The organism is Kitasatospora aureofaciens (assembly GCF_019192735.1).
GTDB classification, from domain to species: Bacteria; Actinomycetota; Actinomycetes; order Streptomycetales; family Streptomycetaceae; genus Kitasatospora; species Kitasatospora aureofaciens_A.
Window position 1 is genome coordinate 1 of sequence record NZ_JAHTKP010000096.1, and the last position, 22,164, is coordinate 22,164.

A 22,164-nucleotide genomic window follows, 5' to 3' on the forward strand; every position below is an offset into this window, starting at 1 on the left:
GGGCAGGTCGCGCGCACCGGGGGGTACGGCGGCCGCACGGGGCCGGGGGGAGATCGGGCGTGGCTCGGTTGTCGGCGAGGCGGGGCAGGCGCGGCGCTGCACCTGGCGCTCCTGGGTGGACGGGCGCGGGGGCACCCGGTCGCGGGGGACGTGACGTCTGTCGATGCCCTCGGCCTGCCCGGGTTGGACGACGCCGGTGACGGATGGCTGCCGCGCCGTCGGGAGGCGGTGGAGGGTGGTCCACAGCACACCAGCCGGACGGCGTTCGGGCAATCGTCTCCATGCCCGCCACCCGCCCGCCCATTCCCAAACCGAATAGCGAGCGGCGCCCGTCGGGCGGTGCGCGCGGGCGCCGGGTCGCTCGGCGGCCCGCGTGTCCGCAGACCCCACTGGTCCCATCAGTCCCGGGCTCACGTCCGGCGCCGTGGGCGTAACAGAAATGCCGATTCGGGTTTGGCATGTTCCGAATCGGTAGCGCGGCACAACCGATGACACCGTGACGGACGAGCGGCACCCGCCGCCGGGACCTGTCACACCACCAGGAGGCGCTCCGTGATGACGTGTTCGGCTCGCCATCGTCGACGCGACAGGCGCAGACTCTCGGCGACGGGCAATGTGACGTGGTCGACGTCCGGGACAGCGGTGGGGGTCGCGAAGCCGCAACTGCCCGCCCAGTCGTCGCTGCTGGGGTTCTCCGGGCGTTCCGCGGGCTCGACGGAGCCGATGGCGCGATGCCGGGGCCGCCCGCACCCCGAGGGCGGTTTCGAGAAGCGCGGCCACTGCGCACGGCGCGCACGGCTGTCAGACAACCCCTCTGTCGCCACTGGGCGCTGGAACCGGACATAGAAGCGCTCTGGCACCCGCGGCGGCGGAACGGCGCACTCCCGGACGAAGTCACCAGGGCCGGATGGTCAGCCGCCCGTCACGCTCCTCCGCGGGTACCGGCGAGGGCCCGCACGGACCGGGCCGTCCCTACGGTGAGCGGCTGCACGGCCGGCGGGACCGGAGTCGGGCACCCCGTACCCCAGCCACGCGCTCCAGGCCGGTAACCGGGCCCTTCCTGGGCAGTGACCGGGCGCACCGGTGGATGGCGTCCCGTGGCGTGGTGTAGCAGGGATCTTGGGATGACCCCTGGTCATGGGGAAGCCATCGCGCAACTCTTTGAGTAGAACGGCGAGTTCACCAGGAGGGGTGCGCGATGGCCTTGTCCCGGTCCGACTTACTCCGCCTCATGGAGTCACTGCGCCCGGCGGACGGAATCGAGTTGATCAGGGCCCTCGCTCAGCGGATCCTGCAGGAGTTGATCGAGGCGGAGGCCACCGCCCGCATCGGCGCCGAACCGGGCGATGGCCGCCGCGTCGCCGGTGGCCGAGCCGTTCGGCCTGGGCCGCCTGCCTGGCAGCCAACTGCTCAGTGAGTGACCGCAGTTCGTCGCGGGAAATTCCGGTCAGCCGCGGATCGGACAACTGCTCGATGAGGCCAGTGCGGGCGGGGTGCTGCTCGCCTTGCAGGAAGGCGAGCAGATCGCTGGTGGTGGTGAACCGCACCGGGGCGAATCCGGCCTGGTGACCGTGGTCTTCGAGAACTCGACGGGTCTCTCTGACCAGGGTGCCGATGGTGGTGGCGGTGGTCTCCAGCAGATCGCCGAGAACGACCATGGAGCACACTTGTCGCTGGTAGAGCAGGGTAAGCAGGACGTGGGCCGGATCGTCGAACAGCGGCTTGCTGCCACGGAGCTTGCCGGTGGCCCGTCGAGCCCGGCCGCCACGTTGCCCGCTGTAACGCTCTTGGGATCGTGCGGCCTGCAGCGGCGCCAACTCTACGCAGAGTCGGTCAAGTTGGTCCTGCTGCAGGCCCGTCAGCCGCGCATCGTCGAGGCGCTTGGGCATACGCTGGCGGCGATGGGACGCCGTCGAGCGCTCCTCGGGGCTGCCCTCGCCGACTGGTGGAACGTCGGCCGTGGGGTGGAGGGTGTAGTTCCAGGTGCCGTGCACGTCGTGCCGCTCAATCGGCAGGGCGGCGAAGCGCTCCATGCTGATCGCCACTCCGACCGGATAGTCGCCGTCGTCCAGGTATGCCTCGACGCGCAGTCCGGTGCGGGTCGTCGTGGAGGCGATGGTCTCGATGACGACGTGGTGGCTGGTCAGCGGGCGGCCTCGCCAGTTGAGCGTGATGTGAGAGAACAGCCGGTGCTCGATCTTGTTCCACTTCTCGTTCCTGGCCGTTCCTGGCGGAAAGTGACAGACGGTGATCACTAGACCAGTCTCGGCAGCCAGGGCCGCCAATTCGCTCTTCCACACTCGGTAGCGGTAGCCGTTGGAGCCGCCGGCGTCCGCGGTGATCAGCAGCCGGGACGCGGCCGGGTAGTCGAGGCTGCCGCGGGCCCTCCACCAGCGGCGGATCGACTCCACCGCGAACACCGAGGTGTCGTGGTCGACGCCGACGTTTACCCAGCCGGTGTTCCGCGAGAGGTCGTAGATCCCGTATGGGATGGCCTGCTCGACGTCCGGGCCGCTGAAGAAGAAAGAGTGGTAAGGGACACGACCCGCACCGGTCACGTGGCACGCGCGCGGCCCTCCTCCGGTCACGGAGGCGGCGAGGGAGGGCCCGCGGTCCTCAGCGGGGCCTCAACGGACGTCAGCCAGCGGCCCGCCGCCGAGGTCCCGCCCGTAGGGGCTCGGCCACTTGGATGCCCCGCTCCTCGATGCCCACTCCCCCCGAGGCCCGCTCCCCCAAGGCCACTCGGCTGCCCAGGCGCCGACGTGCCCGTCCCCAGCTCCGGCGCCCACCGCGCCGCCTCCCCGGGCCCGACGGCCCGCCCGGCGGCGCGGGCACCCCCGCCGGCCTCGGCCGTGGACGCCCCCGCTCGCGGCTGCCCGCCCGTGGCTTCGGCCCCTCCTCAGGCCCCGCCACCGGTACCACCCCGCCCCCGCCACTCGACTCGACGGGACTCCTCCCGGAACGGATCGCTGTTCACCTCCTCGTGCCCCGGCCTGGCCCACCCGGGCCGGAGGCCGCTCGGGCCCCGACCGGGACGCCCGGACTGCGACGGCGGTGGTGAGCCACGGAGACTCCCGCGGGCCCAGGCCCGGGGAGTCCCGTGGCGTCGCCACCGCCCGATCGATCAAACGCTCGCCAGGGTCAGCCGGCCCCGGACGGATCGTGGCCGGTGTCATCGGCATGGTCGGCATGGTCGGCGTGATCGCCGTGATCGGCGTGCCCGGTGTGGTCGGCGCCGCCCGTGATCACCCCGCCCAGCTTCGCGTGCAGGAGGTCCGTCGTGGTGTCGGACAGGACGACCACCCATCGGTCACCCACCAGGTACGACCCTCCGTACGCCTCGGCCCCCGACGTCCAGGCCGTCTGGGCCCCGGTGGTCGGGAAGGTGGCGATCCAGACCTCGTCGTCGCCGAGGGTGCACAGCCCCTGGCGGAGGTCCGTGGTGTCGGCGGTGATGTCGGCCGTACAGCCGATCCGCTGGGCCAGGTCCTCCACCGAGGCCCGGGCGGCGTCGGCCGACGTCCGCGGCGGGGCGAGCAACCCTCCTGCCCCGCCGACCAGTTCGACGACGCCCAGGACGAGCAGGACGGTCAGCGCGAGCCACTGGAGCGTGCGACGGACGGTCCTCTGCGGTCGGACGACCGCCACGGTGGAGTCCCCGGCCGTCACTTACCGGTCACCGGCTTCCCGGCGGGGTTGATGGCCGACCACAGGTTGTCCTTGCCGTTCCCGTTGGCGTCACCGGGGGCGTTGTCGCCCGCGTAGGTGTAGACGGGCTTGCAGTTGATGGACAGCTGCCAGGTGCCGTCGGAGCGCTGCATCTTGCCGATCAGCTTCGGGTCCACGCCCTTGACCTGGCTCGGGTCGACGGCGGGCGCCGGCTTCCAGGTCATCGCGCACTGGCCCTCGCAGAGGGAACGCATCGGCCAGGACGGGTCCTTGGCGTACTGGTACAGCGTCATACCGCGCGCGTCCACGACGATCGAACCGAGCTGCGACTGGGCGGTCACGGAGACTTGGGCTCCACCCGGGGCGGGCTGCGCCGGCTGGGGCTTCGGCGCCGCACTGGTCGGCATCTCCGACGGGTAGGTCGACGCACCGGTGGCCGCGGCGGCCGCCTTCTTGCCGTCGGGCGCCAGGGCGAACCAGGTGCCGCCGACGCCCTGGCCCTTGGTGTCGCCGGCCGCGGTGTCCTGCGCGTAGCGGTAGACCGGCCAGCCACCCAGCGTCAGCTGCTTCGATCCGTCGGCCCGCGTGACCTCGCCGATCATGCTGGCGTCGATCCCGCTCCCCGCGGTCGTGCCCTCCTTGGTGACCGGCGGCCAGGTCTTGGCACAGCCGTCGTTGCAGTTGGACATCGGGGGCTTGGCGGTGTCCTTGTCGAACCGGTAGAGGGTGAAGCCCTGGCCGTCGGTGACCACCATGCCGAGCTTCGCGTCGTTGCGCACGGTCAGCGCTCCCCCGGCCTGGCCCCCGTCCGCCGACGCGCCGCTGGACCGACCGCCGCCGGACGGCGACGCGCTGGCACCGCCGTAGGAGCCGTACGAACCGTAGGCTCCGCTGTCGGCCGGCGCGGCGTCCTGCGCGCCCACCAGCTGGCCGGGGCCCGACCCGGACGGCGTCTTGGCGTTGCTGCTCATGCTGCCCCACAGGGCCATGACCACGAGCCCGACCAGCAGCAGGCAGAGCCCCGCCAGTCCGTATCGCTTCGTCAACATGTTCCTTGCCTTTCGATCGGTGGAATCTGGCCTTCCATGGATGTGCGTCCCCGGTGATCCGGTCCGGCGTCGAACGCCGGTCCGCGGACCCGGGACGTGGGTTTCAGGCTCGATAGCCCTCCGGAACCTCTCGATCGGCCCGCCGCCCCGACGAGCGCCCCGGGCCACACGGGCCACGCTCGGGAGGGAGCGGCAGCGCCCGGAGCCGCGCCGGCCTCACTGGATCCGCAGCGCGAGCGCGGGACAACGGTCGACGGCTCGCGCCGCCTGGGAGAGCAGCCTCGCGGGTACGGGCATCACGCCCGCGGCGGGGAACCCGTCCGCCCCCAGCCGGATGACGTCGGGCAGGACGCCGGTGCACAGGCCGTGGGCCTCGCAGAGCGTCCAGTCGACCACGATGGTGCCGGCGCTCTCGACCTCCGGCAGCGGCAGGACGTCCTGCGAGGGTCGCCCGCAGCCGCCCTGGTACGTGTGCGTGACCAGGTCGTCGTCGAACACGGCCAGGGACGAGGCCACGAAGCGGGCGGCGGCGTCGGGGTGGCTGCACGCACCCCGCCCGGTGACCGCCCGCATCCCGTCCTGCACCCGGTCGAATGCGCGCTGGCCACCGCCGCGCACCAGGTCCTCCAGGGATGCGGTCAGGTCGGGGAGCCCCAGGTAGCAGGGCCCGCACTGGCCGGCCGTCTCGTCCGCCATCCAGCGGGAGATCCTGACGACCTCCCACAGCGGACAGGTCGTCTCCGGCAGCGGCAGGATGGCCCCGGCGCCCAGCGCCCCTCCGAGGCGCTGGAAGGACTGTCGGGACACCACGGCCGAGCGGGCGGCCTCGGGGGTCAGCCACTTCCCGTGGTAGCCGCCGACCAGGACCCCCTGTCCGACGTCCAGGCCGCACGCCGCCAGGACGGTCTCCAGCGGCACTCCGGTGGGGGTCTCCACCACGGTCGAGCCGGCGATCGTGAGCAGCACCGTACCGGGTTCCTCGGGGGTGCCGATCTCCCGGTAGGGCAGCGCACCCCACCGGGCCGCCACGGCGAGCTGGGCGTACGTCTCGGCGTTGGACAGCAGCGTGGGGGCTCCCCCGACACCGCTGTCGCTGGTGCGCACGCCGCCTCCCCGGGGCAGGGCGATCCCGTTGGTGATGCCGCGGGCGAGGGCGCTCCCCTCGCCCGTGACGAACCGTTCGGGCAGCCGCACCACCGTCACCGGCGGCTTCACCGACCTCCGTTCGGCCAGCGCCCGGCGCAGGGACTCCTCGGTGTCGGCCCGCGTGACGCCGATCGCCACCTGTTCCGCGTCCAGCGCGGCGGCCGCGATCAGCGCACCGTCCACCACGAGGTGCGGGGTGCGCAGGAGCAGCGTGGTGTCCTTCAGGCAACTCGGTTCTCCTTCCGTTCCGTTGACGACCACGACCGGCCTGGTACGGCGCCGGGCGACCGCCTTGACGACCGCCCTGAGCTTCCGGGCGAAGGGGAATCCGGCACCTCCCCGGCCGCGCAGGTCCACGTTCTCGGCCAGTTCGGCCAGCTCCTCCGCAGGCAGCGCCGGCATCTGGCCGTGGACCACGAGGTGGGAGCGGTAGTCGACCCGGTCCAGGCTCTCCAGGCCGGCGAACAGGACCGGCCGTCCGAACCAGATGACGGGTGGGGGGAAGCCGCTCACCCGTCCTGCCGTCGACGTCCGAGTCCGATGCCGGCCAGGCCCGGCCCGGCGGCCACGCCCCGCCCCACGGCCAGGCCCTGTCCGGTGACCATGGCCTGCCTCGCAGCCACCGGAACGCGCGGGACGGTGACCTCGGGGCCGCCGGCCTCCGGCGGGAGCGGCCGGACGGGGGCCTGGCGCGGGCCGGAGCGGTCCTGGAGGACCAGCCTGAGCGTGAGCGCGACGATCACGCCCACGACGGCCACGCCGTACAGCAGCACCACCCAGGAGGCCGCGAGCCGGCCCGATTGCAGCCCGTGGACCAGGCCCGCGCCCCAGGCCGGGTACGAGCAGAGGTGGATGACCCTCCACCGGCGCGCGTCGCCCGAGCGGGCGAGCCTCCCGCGGGCCGCCCCGGCGAGCGCCACCGCGGGGAACAGGTAGCCGGCGACCGTTCCCAGTCCGAGGAACACCGGTCGGGCCGGGTCGGCGAACGGCACGAAGGCCGCGAGCGCGCCGATCTGTCCCACGATCAGCTTCATCCAGACGTGCAGGACCAGGAAGACGACGCCGGCGACGCCCATCGCACGGTGGACGGTCTGCGCGACGAGCCGGTGGACCGGGCTCAGGATCAGCCGGTCGGTCGCCACCAGCCCCCACAGGACCGCGGAGGTCAACGACACGAGTGCGAGCACCCCGACGGCGTACGTCAGGAACGACTGCAGTCTGGGGTTGACGACGATGGCTGTCACGCCCAGGCCCGCCGCCAGCAGCGGCAGGAGCGACCACGGGCTGGGCCGCTTGCGACCGCCCTCCGCGGGCCGGTCGCCCTCGGCCGCCGCGCGCGCCCGGCCGGCCCGCTCGACGCCCCGCGGTACCGGGCCGAACCGCCGTGACCGCCGCCTCTGCCCTCTCACCATTGCTGAGCCCTCCGGCCTCGTCCTGAACCTGCTGTCGAATCGGATGTCGGGATCCCGGCGCCGGCGCGGGGAGTCGCGATCGCTCCCCCGCTCCGGGCCGGGCCCGGGGCCTGCCCCTGCGCGGGCCGGCCCCGGAAGGGGTGGGTCACCCGCAGCGACGCCCCTGGTTGATGCAACCGACCATCTGGTCCAGCAGGCCCTGGTTCATGTTGTTGATGAAGTCACCGTGATCGGTGATCGGGTTGTGGAGCTGTTCGGGGAAGCTGTCGACGGCGAACCGGACCCCGGCCGGCACGTCGTAGGTGATGCGCTGCGTCAGTTGCGGGATCGCCTTGAAGTTCTTCGGGCACGCGCCCGACTTGTCGGAGAACGCCGTGTGGGTCCGGTGGTTGGCGCTGTCGATGTTCTTGCCGTCCCAGCAGTCCGGGAACTTCAGCGTCCGGACGACCCTGCTCCCCTGCGGGCAAATCGGGTACTTGTCGAAGACCTGGCGGTTCTCGAAGCCCGTGCAGCTCCACGACGCATGGGCGTTCGCCGGCCCGTTGGTGAAGGCCTTGGCGTCGCCGGTGATGATGCGCAGGAACCGCCTCATCGGCTGGACGGGGTTCCCGACGCTGGAGGTGTACGTGATGTTCGCCTCGGCCGGCTGCAGGATCCGTCCCACGTTCTTGTCTTTGCCACCACCGGGCGCCTTGGCATCCTTCTCGTTGGTGCCGTCGAAGACGCGCAGGACGGGCCAGTAGTACGCCGACCCGTCGCCGTTGGTGCACGTGGTGCCCGAGGCAGCGAGTTTGTTGTTGGAGGCGAACGCGTCCGTGGCCACGTTCCCCACGTAGTCGTGCATGTGGTGCGCGCCGTTGCTCACACCGGGGGCGACGATCACGTTGTCGGGGTTGAGGTGGCGGTTCTCGTTGCGCCCGCACTGGGACGTGAAGGAGCCGGTGGCCGACCCCTTCTTGACGGGCGCCGGGACGTTCGGGGACACGCTCTTGATGTCGACGAACCCGTTCTTGGGGAGGGACTTCACCTGCGCGGCCGCCTTGGTCTGGGCGACGGCGCCGCCCACGCCGTCGGCACTGAACCCCTTGGCCGCGTCCTGAGCCACCAGGTCGTGCCTGACCGTGCACTTCGCCATGCCCGAGAGGTCCTTTGGCAGACCGGAGTCCGGACCGGCGCTGTCCGCCAGCTTCTTCAGGGTGTCCGCGCGCTTGTTGGCGAGATCGCCCATGACGCGGTTCTCGTTGTCGCCCGGGGCGGGCGCGGCCAGTCGGTTGAACGCGTCCGCCACCTGGACGTCGAGGTCGGCGAGGTTCTTGTCGACCGAGTCCTGGGACGCTTCCGGCACCTCGTCCAGGGCCACGCTGGCGTCGGCGCAGGCGACGGTGCCGAGCTGCGGGGACGCCGACGGCTCACTCGGGGGACGCTGGCCGGCGAAGGCCACCGCCGCGACCGTCCCCGCCGCGCCGGCGCCCAGGATCACCGCCGACAGCAGGGCACCGGCCCTTCTCTTCGACGTGCCACGTTTATGAGACTTCATGTTTCTTCGTACTCCTCAGGCGGGATCAGGCCTGCCGAGCAGGCCAGGGATTGCCTTCATCTGGGTCGTCGCCTAGCGGGTCGATCCGGCGGGCGCGGGCGGGCTGCTCGCGGACGGAGCGGCCGAACCGGTCGGCAGCGCGGTGAGCTTGTCGAACTTGACGAGTCCGGTGCCCTCCAGGACCTTCATGTGGTCGAGCACCGTGCCGTTGGCCGTGTTCGCCAGATCCCGGACCGTGGAGTTCTGGGTGCTTGCGCGCACCTGGGCCACGACCGCGAACACCTGCCCGTGGGCGTTGCGCAGGATGTTCGCGAAGAGTTGGTCGAACTCCCCGCCCTGCGCGGCGTCCAACTGCTTGAGCCAGCCCTGCTGCTGTGCCGAGGGCTCGCTGGGCACGTCCAGGTTCAGGGTCTGGGCTGCGGTCAACACCGCCTTGTCGAGGTCGGTGTGACCTTGGACCAGGTGCTGGCCGGCCACCTTGACCTCGGGGCTGGTGCCCTTCGCGATTGCCATCCGACCTGCGGGGATCTCCCACAGTCCGGCCAGCCGCACCCGCTTGACGAAGTCACGGTCTAGGGCGGTGAGCGGCCCGGTGGGCGTCTGCATCACTCCTTGGTCGTCGCTCACCGGGGCGCTGCGATAGGCACCGGCCGACTTCGCCACCGGGTACACCACGGCCGCCGCGGTGAGGATCATCGCGACGATGATCAGGAGGGTGGCGAACGACCTCGGAAGGCGGCTCACCCGGGGGAGGCCGTAGGCGGCCGCGGCCGTTCCCGGCCGGCGCTTCTTCCTCAAAGATGACATGGGGCTCTTCCTCCATTGCACCCGGAGGATCAGGGCCGCGCGGAACCCACGGGAACCGGTCCGGGTGGGCCTCGGTGGTCCGCGCGGTGAGGATCCACGCGCAACGGTCCACGGACGGCGCGGCCGACGAGGGGATGACGCGGCAGCGCGGGACGGCTGCCGGGATGGAACGGCCCGGAGGACGGCGTCACGAACGGCGTCACGAACGGCGTGACGGGCGGTGTGACGGGCGGTGTGACCGGCTTGGTCGCGGGCCGCATCACCGGCGGCCTCTCCGGAGGACGCGGTCCGACCCGGTGAGGGCGGGGACGGTCCCGGGGACGGGCGCGCCGGGTGCCGTGCGTCGCCGGCTCGGGATCGGTCGGCGTCGGCGGGCGGGCCTCAGCGCCCGTTCGTCCGGACGTTCCGCTCGGGCCCGGACGTCTGGAGCAGGGACAGCATCCCGGCTCTGCGACGCAGGCGCGCGTACTCGGACGCCATGATCTGGATCTTCAACGCCAGCAGGAGCTCGAACCTGGCCCGGGGGTCGCGCAGACCGCTGCCGAAGATCTTCTCCAGGTTGCGCAGCCGGTTCCGGACGGCCTGCGGGTTGATGCGGAGCAGGCGGGCGGCCGGAAGCGTGCCGCCGCCCTCCAGCCAGGCGAGCAGCGTCTCCTCCGTCCACTCCCTCTGCTGCGGTGTCATGTCGGCCAGGCGTCCGAGCCACTTGGCCGAGAGGTGGCCCGCCAGCAGCGGGTCCTGGAACAGCATGAGCGTCGCCAGGTGGTCCTCGACGAAGTGGATCCCACCGGAGGCTCCCTGCGGCACCATCGTCAGCAGCCTGCGGGCCCAGCCGAGCGAGACCACCGCGTCCTGGACCGGCACGACCGGCCCCACCACGGCGGTCCGACCCTCCAACCAGAGGGCGAGCACCCGGGGCATGCCCGGCAGCGGGTCGGGGATCAGCAGGTAGGGCAACGTCCCTTTGGTGCCGGCGACGACCTCCGTTCCGGAGAGGCCCGACGGCGGCGCCCCCGGCGACGAGTACAGTGCCACCGCCTGGACCGTGGTCGGCTCGGTGCGCCGTACCCGGCCACCGCGGGGACCGTGACCAGTGCCGGTCCGACCCGCTGTGCCACCGTGACCGGCGAGCCGGCGTTGCGCGGGTTCCCGGCGGCCGACAGCCCCCGGTAGGGCGAGATCGCTCACTGCGGCCCCCTTCCCGTGACGCCGAGACTCCCGCCGCCGGAACCCCCCGGGAGCGCGCCGACCCGGATGGCCCGGGCGGGACGCGGCCGGACGCACCGCGACCCGGTGGCCATCGTTCCGCCCGCAACCCTTCCCAACACGAAGAGTTCGTACGGAGTCGGCACCGGCGACCTGCTGCCGGAACGTGCTTCCCGCATGGCGACACCCCTCTCTCGAAACCGTCGGCCCCAACCGGGCCGGACACGTTTAGAGATGGGCCGCCGGAGGTTTCGTCCCGCCGCGTTATCAATCCGTTATCTTCTGCGTGGCGCCCACACCCCTCGCCCACCACCGGAGGCGCCACCTCACAAGGGCCGCAGGTGCACGCACCAGTGACAGCCCGACCGCCGTGCAGAAAAGCGCACTTGACGCGACCTCAGCCGCACGAACCCCTCACAACCGCACCCGACCGGCGCCCACGCCCCCTGCGACGCAGATGACGCACCATCACATCACCGCGATCACCGAGCGCTTCGCTCCGATCAGGAGAGATCACCGCCGGAGCACGGAGAGCCGCATTGAGCCCCCGAATCGACGAACGCCAGTTCGTCCCCGCAATTGTGCCGACCGAACAGGTATTCTCCGGGTTGCTTGTAGGCTGTGGCCCCCACCAGGGGATGACAGGAACTGCGGAAGCCTGTCCCACGGCCCTCAGGCCCGAATGCCCTGCACCACATCCACGCGATCGGGGGCGTGATGCGACTCAACCTGAACCAGCTGGCGATCTTCGCGAAGGTCATCGAATGTGGTGGGTTCTCCGCGGCGGCCCAGGTGCTGTTCCTGAGCCAGTCCTCGGTCTCCAAGCAGGTGCAGAACCTGGAGACGTCCCTGCGAACCGTCCTGGTCGACCGCTCGGGCCCGAAGATCCGTCCCACCCCGGCCGGACGGGTCCTGCTCGCCCAGACCAAGGAGATGCTGGCACTGGCTGATCACGCTGTCGGCGCCGTCCAGGCGGCCGCGCGCTGGCCGATCGAGCGCCTGGTGGTCGGCAGCACGACCGCGGTCGGCGACTACCTGCTGCCGGCGGTGATGCGGGAGCTGCGGCGCCGCGAACCCGACGGGCTGTTCACCGTGGTCGTCAACAGCCCCGAGTGCCTGGCCGGCGCGCTCGAGCAGGGCCGGGTCGGCGTCGGCGTGGCCGACGGCCCGTTGCCCCCGGGTCGGTACGAGTCGGAGCAGCTCGCCAGCGACGACATGGTGCTGATCTGCGCGCCCGACCACCCGCTGGCCGGGCAGGAGGTCACGCCGGCGGAGCTGTCCTCCGAGTCCTTCCTCCTCCTCGAACCGGGCTCCCAGACCCGACGACAGCTGCTGGAGCTCCTGCACACCTGGGACCTCGTCGGCGCGCGCACCCTCGACCTGTGGGGAACGGAGAGCGTCCGGGAAGCCGTCCGCATCGGCCTCGGCGTCAGCCTGATCCCTCGACGTTCCGTCCGCTTCGAGCTCCTCCACGGCGTCCTCGCCGAACTCCACGCCCGCCCCGGCCCGGCCCCCCGCACCGTCACCGCCAATTGGACCCTCGCCCGGCCCCTCTCCACCTACGAGGAACTCCTGCTCTCCCTCCTCCACGAAGTGGCCGACACCTCCACCCCCACCACCCCCCACCGCCCCGCCGAACTCATCACCGACTGACCCCCGCCACCTCCACGCCCCAACGCCCACGGCCGCGCGCTCAGCCCAACACACTCGCGAACGGTCTCGGCCGCGGGCGGACCAACAGGTGGTGCCGGCAGTGGGGTTGGCGTTCAGCATCGAGGCGCTCGACACCGTCCTAGGAGTGTGAGTCAGTAACGTGCAGCGCCGTTGTCCTGGCCCGCCGCGACCAGCCGCCACCGCTGGTGATCCCTGGGGACGGCGAGAGACTGGTGAACCTCGGCCCCGTCCTTGGTGGACTCACGCAGGACCCCCATCCGCAACCTGCTGCGGACGTTGGCCCAGGAGACCACCGTGCCCGACTCGGGCCTCCCGGCCATCCTCGCCGACGCGATCTTCCGAACCCGGTTGTTGGCGTGGTCGGCGATGTAGAGGATGTCGACGCAGTCCACAGCGAGCCCGAACGGGTAGCTCAGCTGAGCCGAAGCGGCCGGGCCGCCGTCGCCGCCGAAGCCCGCGGAGCCCGCGGAGCCCGTTCCGGCGACCGTGCTGATCTTCCCGTCGGCCGTGACCTTCCGGACCCGATGGTTCTCGGCATCGGCAATGTAGAGGTCGCCTGCGCCGTCCACCATCACTCCGTGCGGGCGGTTCAGCTGGGCCGCAACCGCTGGACCGCCGTCTCCCCCGAATCCCGCGGTCCCGGTTCCCGCGACCGTGCTGATCTTCCCGTCAGTCGTGACCTTCCGGACCCGGTTGTTGTGGTACTCGGAGATGTAGAGAGACCCCCGACGGCACCACCGCCGACGCCGCCTACCGCCAGCTCCGCCACGAGGCCATAGTCGTCCAGAGCACCAAACTGCACCGCCTCCACGGCGAATACCGCATCAGCGATACCACCCGCCGTCGCCTCCAACAGGGCCTCGACCGCGAGGAAACGGCCCTCGACACCCGTTGACCGCCGGGAGGCTCGGCCGATGCCCTTGACCAGGCATCCTTCACCGGGCGAGTGGACGACTCCAGTGCGGCACCCGTGTCCGGACGCCGCAGAGCGCAGCCCAGGCCCACCTGAGCGGACCGTGTGTTCGTGCTGCGGGCGGGGTCTCTACCCAGAGGCTCCTGGCCGGATGCCTCGACGGACGCCTCGTCTGAGCAGCATTCCGCGGCTACGCGTACGGGTCGCGTAGCGGTCGGGGTTGGCGGACTCCGCGCGTGATCTCCTCGGGAAGGTCCGGGCCGGCGGTGTAGTAGCGGCCCTGGGCCTCGCCCTTGGCGGTGAGCCAGCCGGCGCGGACGAGTTCGCGGATGTCACGTTGGGCCTGCTGTTCGCTGAGTTCGGCGTCGGCTTGGTAGGTGGCGCGGCGCAGGCGGTTGCCCATGGCGGCGGGGTAGAGGGCGTAGAGCATGCGGTCGGGCCAGCCGCGCTGCTCGACGGCCTCGTCGAGGGCGGTCCAGACCTCGCGGGTGGTGTTCACCTGGCGCTCGACGCTCTGGGCCTGCTGGTGGTGGGCGCGCAGGCAGAACCGAAGCCAGGGCAGGGTGTCCCGCTCCGGGGTCCAGACGGGGCCGCCGACCTCGGCGAGGACGTCGTAGTAGCGGTAGGTGTTGCGGGCCCGGCCGAGCCATTCCTCGATGCTGGAGAACTCCGGCGCCATGATCCCTTCCCTCGCGAGGACCAGGGTGTGCAGGGCCCGGGACATCCGCCCGTTGCCATCCGACCACGGGTGGATCGCGACCAGGTTGAGGTGCGCCATCGACGCCCGTACCAGTCCGGGCGCGTCGAGGTCACCCTCATTCAGCCACTCCACCAGCTCACCGGTGAGCACCGGAACCAGGTCGGCATCCGGCGCGGTGTAGGCCGCAATGGTGGGATCCTCGGCCGACGTGACGTACACCGGTCCGGTTCGCCACCAGCCGGGGCGCTTGACCAGGTGGTGGCCCTGCATCATGAAGTGCAGCGCGTTGAGCAGCCCCTTGCTGTACGCGAAGTCCTCAGCAGCCTCGGCCAGGCGCTGGATGTAGGTCATCGCCTGCCGATAGCCCTCGATCTCGACCGCGACGGTGTCGCTCGCCTCGATCGGGGTCTCGCCGACCATGATGTCCTCGACATCCGACACACTCGCCGCGTAGCCCTCGATCGTGTTCGACCCGGCGATCGCCCGCGCGGTCAGGTTGCGCCGCAGCTGCCCCTCCCATCGTCGAGGCGTGCGCAGATGCAGGCGCAGCCGATTCCGCATGTCTTCGATCTCTGCGAGGACAGTCAGGTCGGCGTCTTCGAGTTCAGGCAGGGAGTACAGCACGCTTCAATGACACCATCATGGAATCATCACGTCAAGAAATGTGGCGACCGCTGGCCGCCCTTCCCACCGTGATCAGCGAGGAGCTGACCATCCTGCCCGCAGCGAGCAGATCAGCAGCCCCTACCCACCGACCCCAGAACCTGATCTTCGAGGCGGCGTGTCGTCTTGAGCGTGTCCGTCCCTGACCGGCACCTTCGCGCTTCGCGCCGTGCCTCGCACGCTCTTTCGCCACACCAGACGGGACGGCGAGCCTTGGCCCCGGGATCACCAGTCCGAGGGAGGGGAAGCTCATGGGACAGCGTGTGCAGCGGGGTCGGGTCCACCGGCGGTGCGGTTGTACGGACGGGAACAGGAAGCAGTTGGGGCCGTGGTGTCCGCGGCTTGCCGGGGACCTCAAGCACGGGACGTGGACGTATGCGGTCGGTCTCGCGCGGGAGGAGGGGCCACCGCAGGGTCCGTCGCCGGGGCGGGTTCTGCAGCCGTGCCGAGGCGGTGCGGGAGATGGCGACGGTACTGGACGGTGAGCTGCGCGGGGTCTACGAGAACCGTCGCACGACGGTGGCGAGCTTCCTGCGTGAGTGGCTCGTCACACGGAAGCCGTACCTGGCACCGAACACGTACGCGGGCTACGCGGCGTGCGTGGAGCGCGACCTCATCCCTGCTTCGGCCGCATCCGGCTGCTCGACCTGCGGCCGAAGCACATCGACGACTGGGTCACCGCCCAGCTGAAGGCTAACCGCGGGCTGGTCACCGTCTACCGGGCTGTGTCCACGCTGCGCAACGCGCTGAATGCCGCCGTGCGCTCCTGGCGGCTGCGCTACAACCCGGCCAAGCACTCCGTGCCGCCCAAGCCCCGCGCCGCCGAGCGCACCTGCTGGACCCCCGAACAGGCCGCGACCTTCCTGCGCCACGGCGCCGAACAGTACGCGGACCGGCTCACCGATCTGTTCGAGGTCATGCTCGGCACCGGCATGCGCCGCGGCGAGGTCCTCGCCCTCCACTGGTCGGACGTCCACCTCATGGACCGCAAGCTCTACGTCCGCTGGACCCTCGCCGCCATCGACAACGGGAAGACCCACCTCCGCGAGCCCAAGACCGAGGCCGGCCGCGCCTGGATCAGCCTCTCCCCCAGAGTCATGGCCGCCCTCCACCGCCAGGCCGCCATCCAGATGGCCGCCCACCCCGACGCCCGGCTCGAAGGACTCGTCTTCGACCGCCCGGGCGGAACGCCGCTGCGGCCCCAGTGGGTCCTCGACCAGCTCCGCAAACGCACCGCCGGACTCGACCTCCCCCGGATCGGCCTGCACGACCTGCGCCACACCGCCGCCAGCATCATGATCGCCGAGAACATCCCCATCGCCGTCATCTCCAAGACCCTGCGCCACTCCACCATCGCGACCCACGATCAACCTCTACGGCCACCTCTTCAAGGACTCCGCCGACCAGGCTGTTCGCGCACTGGCAAAGGCCCTAGACCGCGCCGAATCGGGCGACACCCGGCGGCTCAGGGTGGACCTGGCTGGCTGCGAGCCACTGGCACCCGCCGGCTCCTGAGAAGGTTCAGCAGAGGCCCGCAGTCACACCGACCACAGCAATGTGACCACCTGCGGGCCGGAGGGCTCGGGCTGCCCTCCGGCCCGCAGGCGGCAATGTCCGTCGGTCAGTGGCGGAAGCCGCGGTGGGGATCGCGGGCTTCGACGTTGTCGAACGGCTCGAACCAGGCCGCCGGCCGCAGGTCGCCGATGCCGAGCTGCCGGTTGACGTCGCCGTCGGGGTCCTCGATGCCGTCGAACCGGGGGCTGTAGAGCATCAGGACATCGTGGTCCTGGAAGAGCAGGTCCTTGCAGGCGTCGAAGTCGTAGTCGTCGTCGTGGACGGGGAGCTTGTGGTGCGGGCTGCCGTCGTTGTCCTTGATGTCGTCGAGGTAGCTGGGGGCTTCCCGGAGTGCCAGGTGGAGGACGAGTTCTTCAGCGGTGCAGGTCGGTTCGGGCCAGTGGCCGTGTTCGAGGTCGTCGGCCAGGTCGTCCAGGGCCCGTGCCATGCGGCGACGCCACTGCATATCGCAGCCGTGGGTGAGCTTGGGCAGGCGGGCGAAGAGCTCCCATTCGCCCTTTTCCTCGGCTGTGACGGGCTGATCCCCCAGCGTTTCGGCATCGTCGTAGGCCTGGTCCGCCAGCACGGTCAGCGCGGTATACAGGAGGTCGGCGGTCCGGGGGGTGAGCTGCCAGCCGCAGTCCTCGCACTCCTCACCGTCGCAGTCGTGCTCGGTCGCCTGGAACAGGGTGGCAAAGTCCGGGGTATCCCCCCACTCCGTACTGATCGACCGTTTGTCAGTGTCCTGAGCGGAAAGGCGCCATCCGGTACCGAACTGGGCGGTGACGGGCTCGGCACTCCAGTCAGCGACCTCGTCCCCATCCTCGACGCGCAGTTGGTGGCCGGCACTCTGGTCGGTGACGTTGTCGGCGCCGTCGATCACTTCGTCGTGGCGGCTGAGCCACATGACCGCGCCGACGATGTCGTGCGGATCGTCCCCGTCCAGCTCCTCCGCGGGAAGGGGTGTCCACCCCTGCGCCGTGGCGGTCTTCACCAACAACTCGCGGTCGTGGACGTGGTACTCGCGCAGTGTGGTGATCTGCACGACCGGGCCGGGAAGGTCGCGGAGACGCGCGTCATGCGGAGTGCGGGTCTCCTGTTCCTGGAGTTCGAGGTCGTCGGCCTCGTCCTCCTCGTGCAGTTCGGCTTCCTCGAACTGTCGGGGCCAGGCGATGAGCGATCCGGCATCCGTAGGCCAGGCCCTGGCAAGCGCGTACGTGACGGCCTGCCGGAGGGAGGCGGCCGGAGCGTCGGGAAGCTGCCCGCACAGCTCCTCCGCCGCTTCCGCCTTCCATGCCTTCGGAGAAGAGGCGAGCGCACGACAGAGCAACTGAGCTGCATGATGGGCCAGTTCACTGTCACGGCAGGTGAGTACGGCCTGGAGTGAAGCGGGCCCGGCGCTGTGGCTGACGAGTGCCATGACCCGGCTCTTGCTGGGTGTGTGCTCGCAGAGGAACTTCTGTGGAACGGCGGCGATCTGCCGGTCAGGCATGCGGAAAGCTCCGATGTGAAATGGGCGCACGGGCTGAGGTGCGCGCGATGACGATGGAGTTCCGCTGGTGGGCGCGCTACGAACGCTCCCCCGGACGGTGGTGAAGTCGGTGAGCCCATGGCTGGTTCCGCCGGTGCTGCCGGCAGCCCGGACCAGGTGCTGCCCGCCACTGTACCTGAGCTCCCGCGGAAGCGTCCCGGCGTGCCGGCGCACCGTCCGATCGCGCGGGCGCGGGAGTGAATGCCGGGGCCGTCCGGTCAAATCGGCTTAGGTTCCGCTAGGTTGAGAGCCCGCAGTCGAAGGGGCCTCGATCAGTGTGGTGGCCCGGCAGGAGGCCACTGGTGAGCGACCGCAGCGCCATCGAATGGACGGAGGCGACCTGGAACCCCACCACCGGGTGCGACCGGGTCTCGTCCGGGTGTGACAACTGCTACGCCCTGACCCTGGCCAAGCGGCTGAAAGCCATGGGCGCTGCGAAGTATCAGACGGACGGCGACCCTCGAACGTCCGGCCCTGGTTTCGGCCTTGCGTTGCATCCGGACGCGCTCGATGTCCCGAAGCGTTGGCAAAGCTCCCGGGTCGTGTTCGTGAACTCGATGAGCGACCTCTTCCACGCCCGGGTGCCGCTGCCGTTCGTCCGGGACGTGTTCCAGGTGATCGCTGACACCCCTCAGCACACCTACCAGGTGCTGACGAAGCGGTCCGTGCGCCTTCGCAGGCTGGCCGACCGGCTGGAGTGGCCGGACAACCTCTGGATGGGAGTGTCGGTCGAGGACGAGAGTCAGCTGGGTCGCGTCGACGATCTGCGGGCCGTCCCGGCCGTGGTCCGGTTCCTCTCTCTGGAGCCGCTGCTCGGAGCGTTGCCGGGCCTGAACCTCGACGGCATCGGGTGGGTGATCGCCGGCGGTGAGTCCGGCCCAGGCCACCGCCCGATGGACCCCGCGTGGGTCGCCGGGATCCGCGATGCCTGCCGGGCGGCCGGCGTGCCGTTCTTCTTCAAGCAGTGGGGCGGCCGCAACCCCAAGGCTCGCGGCCGCGACCTCAACGGCCGGACCTGGGACGAGATGCCCGTGCGGAGCCCGCTCGCTGTGTCCTGATCCGACGCGCCGTGCACGCCCTCTGTTCGCGCCGTGACGGTTGTGTGATCCTGCCTCCGGCAGCGACGGCTCACCGTACCGGGGAGAGACATGGCGGCACCGAAGGACGTCATTTGGGAACGCGATCCGCACACCGCCGCCAAACACGCCCTGCTGCGGCGCTATCTCCAGGCCTGGGCCCCGATAATGCTCAGCCGCGACGAGGTCGTCACCTACGCTGAGGGGTTTGCCGGCCCTGGCGTCTACCGGGGCGGCGAACCCGGCTCTCCCCTTGTCGCCCACCAGGTCTTCTCCGGGGCGCTGCGGCGCAGCCCTCGGATGGTGAAGATGGTGCTGGTCGAGGAGAACGCACGGCGCAAGACCGAGCTGGAGCACCGCATCGCGGCAACTTCAGGCAGTTCCGGGGCTCGGAACGACCGGCTGGACGTGCACATCGCCCAAGGCCAGTGCCATCCCGACCTGTTGCAGCAGCTCGCCCGGGTCGGCAGTCTTGACCACCCCATGTTCGTCCTACTCGACGGCTTCGGCGGCCCTGAGGTCCCTTTCCCCCTCCTGCAACGGATCGCCACCCAGCGCCGCAGCGAGGTGATGGTCACCTTCCAGCCCTCGTTCCTGGTCCGCTTCGCCGGCAAGGACGAACGTCACCGTGCAGCCGGGGACGCCTTCTTCGGCGGAAACGACTGGCACGGCGTCTTCCAGGAGCCGTCGTCCTCGAAGGCGGCGTACCTGCGCGACCGCTACCGGGAGTCCCTCGGACGCGCCGGGTTCCAGCACACCCTGGTCTTCGAGATGATCGACGAAGCCGGCCACCTTCTCTACCTGATCTTCGGCACCCGCCACGAACGAGGCGTGGAGAAGATGAAGGAAGCCATGTGGGTTGTCGACACCACCTCCGGTGTCCGCTACCGCGACCCCAAAGACCCCAACCAGCAAGCCCTCGACCTCGAACTCGAACCCGACACCGGCCCCTTACGCCGCATCCTGCTCGACCACCTGCGTTCCGCGCCGGCCGCTCGCAGCGTCGACCACCTCAAGAGATATGCCCTCCTGGAGACCATCTACCGCCCGACCCAGGTCATACCGCTCCTCAAGAGGATGCGCGACGACGGGGACGTCAACGTCTCGCCGGGCCGGATCACTGGAACCAGCACCATCGCCGCCCTGCGCCAAGGTGCGCTGTTCTGACGAAGGCCGATCCGCAGGCCGGTGCGAGCGGATATTCCGGCGCCCATCGACGCCTGGTCGCTGATGCGGGCACCAGCGCGGCGGAAGCCCGGAGCGCCACTGTGTCGGCAACGGCTAATTTCACCCGTTGCCGAGACACTGGGACGGCCTCGTGGTCATTCCCCCGCGGCAAGCCAGCGTAGGTGCCCGTCCTTGGGGGATGTCCGGCAGGTGAGGGCCGCACCCTTCGAGGAGGTGGTGGTGGCGCCTGCCTCCCGGCACTTGCGGTGCCGGCTCGTTGCAACGCCTTTCCCCTTTCCCGGGATCTGGGCGCAGTTCTCGGTGTCGTGCGCTTTCTGGCCCTCCGGGGAGAGGTTGTCGTAGTTGCTTCCGTCATGCCGTCCAGGCGAGTCACTGCCCGGGCTCCCGCGCGGCGGTACGGAGCTGGTCTGGTGGGTCCCACTGCCGGCCGTTCGATCCCGATAGCCCAGCCGTCGACATCCAGCGCCTCCCTTCGTGGCGCGGGCGGACGGCGAGATCGACCTCGGCGCAGTCCTTTCCGAGTCCGCCCACGCCGTCGTCGCCTCTCAGATCCCGCCGCCCGAACCCGTCGCCGCACCGGCCTTCGTCGAAGCCGTCGCCCAAGCCCTGAACACCAGCCTCACGGCGCCCGCTGGGACGTCTCCTCCGCCCTCGCCGCCCTGGCAGGCGATCAGCTCACCGACCGTCTCCTCGCCGACCTTCCCGGCGGCTACGCGCCGTTGTTCGGCCGCGCCGACCTCACCACCGCGGCTTGACCCGGACCGGGCAATGGCCGCCACCGGTACCGTGCGGAAGCTCGCCCAACGGGCAGGCATCCGTCCCGTTGCCCCGGCCGGCCAGGGCGAGCGCGCATTCGCAGCGGCCACCACGCCAGGTGCAGGGTCGACCTGGACGCCTGGGCGAGCAGGGTCGCGAGTGTGTTCTGGCGGGAGTCACCTCTGCCCGTGGGTGCCGGATGGGCGGGCGGTGTCGAGGGCGTCGCGCAAGGCGTACAGGTCGGTGATGGTGGCCAGTTCGGCGAAGCGGGCCAGCAGCCGGCGGACGGCGCGGTCGTCGCCGTCGCGCACGGCCTCGATGATCGCCTCGATCAGGGCCGCCTGCCCGTTCCGGACTGTCTCCGGTACCACGGGTGCCGGGCGTCCCACTGCCGCCTCCCTGCGCGGTGCCGCTCGTCTCTCTTGGCGCGCGGCGGCGGCTCGGGGGGTTGCCGCCGCCGCGCAGCGGAAGACTACCTCCCTTCCCCCCTCCTCAAAATCTATGCGCGCCGAAGTAGACATTGCTCGCGGGTGGGTCTAACGTTTCCCTCGTAGACAGCAGTCGGCGATACCGGCCAGACACGAACTGGCCGGGATTGTTGGACAGAGGTTCGCGGTTCGGTCCGGCAGTGGAGTTCCGACGCCAGGCAGGTGCAGGACGGCGACGGGGCTGGCTGCCGGACCGGGCGGCCCGCAGGTATCAGGGGCCGCCACCAGCAGTACCCGTAGATACGCAGTTCAGTGAGTGCAGTACCGGCAGTCGCAAGACAGACAGGACCTCGGCAAAGGCGCCCAGACTGCGGGCGCGCGTGTCGAGGGGTCCGGGCAGTGGGGTTCCAGGCTGGCGCAGGTGCAGGACGGCCGGCGGGGCCCGGGCTGCCGGACCGGGTGGGCCGTCACGGCCACCGACCAGCAGTACGCAGTTCAGCAGGTGCAGTACCAGCAGTACGAAGAGTGACAGTTCAGTACAGAGGATGAACGGAGGGCGCAAGCGCCATCAGGATCGCCCGGCCCGTGAACACTCGCCCGGGCGGACACCGCAGACCCCAACGCAAGGACGGTGGTTTCCGGTCACGCATACGCGATCCCCGCACACCCCTCCCCCGGGGCGGTGCGGAAGTAACAGGACCGGCCCAGGCCGGTAGATGGTGTTGTTCCCCTTCGGGGCCCCGGGAGCCGCAATGGCCCCGGGGCCCCTCGACGCGTTCTCCTCGAGAACCAGAGAGGTGCAGTGACTACAACGGCCAGCCCCGACACACCCGACAAGCTCGACGACGACGACTA

14 protein-coding genes and 3 pseudogenes are annotated in these 22,164 nt (G+C 70.7%); 5 read left to right on the top strand and 12 right to left on the bottom strand.

From position 1 onward, the window contains the following. Positions 1–273: pseudogene (locus KV557_RS39280) on the bottom strand (hypothetical protein); the annotation flags it as partial. A 925-nt stretch (positions 274–1,198) separates the two neighbouring features. Between KV557_RS39280 and KV557_RS45180 the strand changes: the two are divergent. After that, positions 1,199–1,348: pseudogene (locus KV557_RS45180) on the top strand (IS256 family transposase); the annotation flags it as partial. 313 nt (positions 1,349–1,661) lie between these two features. Here the strand turns inward: KV557_RS45180 and KV557_RS39285 are convergent. From KV557_RS39285 to KV557_RS39320, 8 genes and pseudogenes are all read right to left on the bottom strand, one after another. Continuing rightward, a pseudogene (locus KV557_RS39285) lies at positions 1,662–2,543 on the bottom strand (ISAzo13 family transposase); the annotation flags it as partial. 598 nt (positions 2,544–3,141) lie between these two features. Beyond that, positions 3,142–3,648, bottom strand: a complete 507-nt coding sequence (locus KV557_RS39290; protein WP_218206686.1) for a hypothetical protein — start codon at positions 3,646–3,648, stop codon at positions 3,142–3,144. A 17-nt stretch (positions 3,649–3,665) separates the two neighbouring features. Further along, positions 3,666–4,718 (bottom strand): SCO0930 family lipoprotein, encoded by a 1,053-nt coding sequence (locus KV557_RS39295; protein WP_256178634.1) that lies wholly within the window; start codon positions 4,716–4,718, stop codon positions 3,666–3,668. Between the two features lie 216 nt (positions 4,719–4,934). Further along, positions 4,935–6,377, bottom strand: coding sequence for an NADH-ubiquinone oxidoreductase-F iron-sulfur binding region domain-containing protein (locus KV557_RS39300; protein WP_308130289.1), 1,443 nt, complete (start codon positions 6,375–6,377; stop codon positions 4,935–4,937). Beyond that, positions 6,374–7,276: a hypothetical protein gene (locus KV557_RS39305; RefSeq protein ID WP_218206688.1), complete on the bottom strand. Its 903-nt coding sequence runs from the start codon at positions 7,274–7,276 to the stop codon at positions 6,374–6,376. Before KV557_RS39305 ends, KV557_RS39300 begins: the two co-directional genes overlap by 4 nt. Positions 7,277–7,421: 145 nt before the next feature. Continuing rightward, positions 7,422–8,813, bottom strand: a complete 1,392-nt coding sequence (locus KV557_RS39310) for a DUF1996 domain-containing protein (RefSeq protein ID WP_218206689.1) — start codon at positions 8,811–8,813, stop codon at positions 7,422–7,424. A 72-nt stretch (positions 8,814–8,885) separates the two neighbouring features. Then, a complete protein-coding gene (locus KV557_RS39315) occupies positions 8,886–9,620 on the bottom strand; it encodes a DUF4142 domain-containing protein (protein WP_218206691.1) in 735 nt (244 codons plus the stop codon). Positions 9,621–10,001: 381 nt separating this feature from the next. After that, a complete protein-coding gene (locus KV557_RS39320) occupies positions 10,002–10,655 on the bottom strand; it encodes a helix-turn-helix domain-containing protein (RefSeq protein ID WP_218206692.1) in 654 nt (217 codons plus the stop codon). Positions 10,656–11,543: 888 nt separating this feature from the next. Here KV557_RS39320 and KV557_RS39325 point away from each other — a divergent pair. Beyond that, positions 11,544–12,479, top strand: a complete 936-nt coding sequence (locus KV557_RS39325; protein ID WP_218206694.1) for a LysR family transcriptional regulator — start codon at positions 11,544–11,546, stop codon at positions 12,477–12,479. Positions 12,480–12,631: 152 nt separating this feature from the next. On the opposite strand, the gene KV557_RS39330 is transcribed toward KV557_RS39325, so the two are convergent. Together KV557_RS39330 and KV557_RS39335 are read right to left on the bottom strand one after the other, a co-directional pair. Continuing rightward, a complete protein-coding gene (locus KV557_RS39330; RefSeq protein WP_218206710.1) occupies positions 12,632–13,318 on the bottom strand; it encodes an NHL domain-containing protein in 687 nt (228 codons plus the stop codon). 285 nt (positions 13,319–13,603) lie between these two features. Further along, positions 13,604–14,737, bottom strand: coding sequence for a Fic family protein (locus KV557_RS39335; protein ID WP_218206696.1), 1,134 nt, complete (start codon positions 14,735–14,737; stop codon positions 13,604–13,606). A 635-nt stretch (positions 14,738–15,372) separates the two neighbouring features. On the opposite strand from KV557_RS39335, the gene KV557_RS44690 reads away from it, so the two are divergent. The 3 genes from KV557_RS44690 to KV557_RS39350 all read left to right on the top strand — a co-directional run bounded on the left by KV557_RS44690 (position 15,373) and on the right by KV557_RS39350 (position 20,104). Next, on the top strand, positions 15,373–16,542 hold the full coding sequence (locus KV557_RS44690; RefSeq protein WP_218206697.1) for a tyrosine-type recombinase/integrase: 1,170 nt from the start codon (positions 15,373–15,375) through the stop codon (positions 16,540–16,542). Between the two features lie 1,621 nt (positions 16,543–18,163). After that, complete coding sequence (locus tag KV557_RS39345) at positions 18,164–18,919, top strand: DUF5131 family protein (RefSeq protein ID WP_218206700.1); 756 nt, start codon at positions 18,164–18,166, stop codon at positions 18,917–18,919. Between the two features lie 90 nt (positions 18,920–19,009). Then, entirely contained in the window at positions 19,010–20,104 is a 1,095-nt protein-coding gene (locus KV557_RS39350) for a three-Cys-motif partner protein TcmP (RefSeq protein WP_218206702.1), read from the top strand. 953 nt (positions 20,105–21,057) lie between these two features. Here KV557_RS39350 and KV557_RS39355 read toward each other — a convergent pair. Then, positions 21,058–21,252 carry a hypothetical protein gene (locus KV557_RS39355; protein WP_218206703.1) on the bottom strand — a complete coding sequence of 65 codons (195 nt, stop codon included), beginning with the start codon at positions 21,250–21,252 and terminating at the stop codon, positions 21,058–21,060. Positions 21,253–22,164 lie beyond the last annotated feature (912 nt).

Bases quoted from the DNA above. Each gene is read 5' to 3' on its own strand.
- KV557_RS39305 (WP_218206688.1), bottom strand. From the start codon at position 7,276: ATGGTGAGAGGGCAGAGGCGGCGGTCACGGCGGTTCGGCCCGGTACCG.
- KV557_RS39315 (WP_218206691.1), bottom strand. From the start codon at position 9,620: ATGTCATCTTTGAGGAAGAAGCGCCGGCCGGGAACGGCCGCGGCCGCC.
- KV557_RS39350 (WP_218206702.1), top strand. From the start codon at position 19,010: ATGGCGGCACCGAAGGACGTCATTTGGGAACGCGATCCGCACACCGCC.
- KV557_RS39310 (WP_218206689.1), bottom strand. From the start codon at position 8,813: ATGAAGTCTCATAAACGTGGCACGTCGAAGAGAAGGGCCGGTGCCCTG.
- KV557_RS39325 (WP_218206694.1), top strand. From the start codon at position 11,544: ATGCGACTCAACCTGAACCAGCTGGCGATCTTCGCGAAGGTCATCGAA.
- KV557_RS39295 (WP_256178634.1), bottom strand. From the start codon at position 4,718: ATGTTGACGAAGCGATACGGACTGGCGGGGCTCTGCCTGCTGCTGGTC.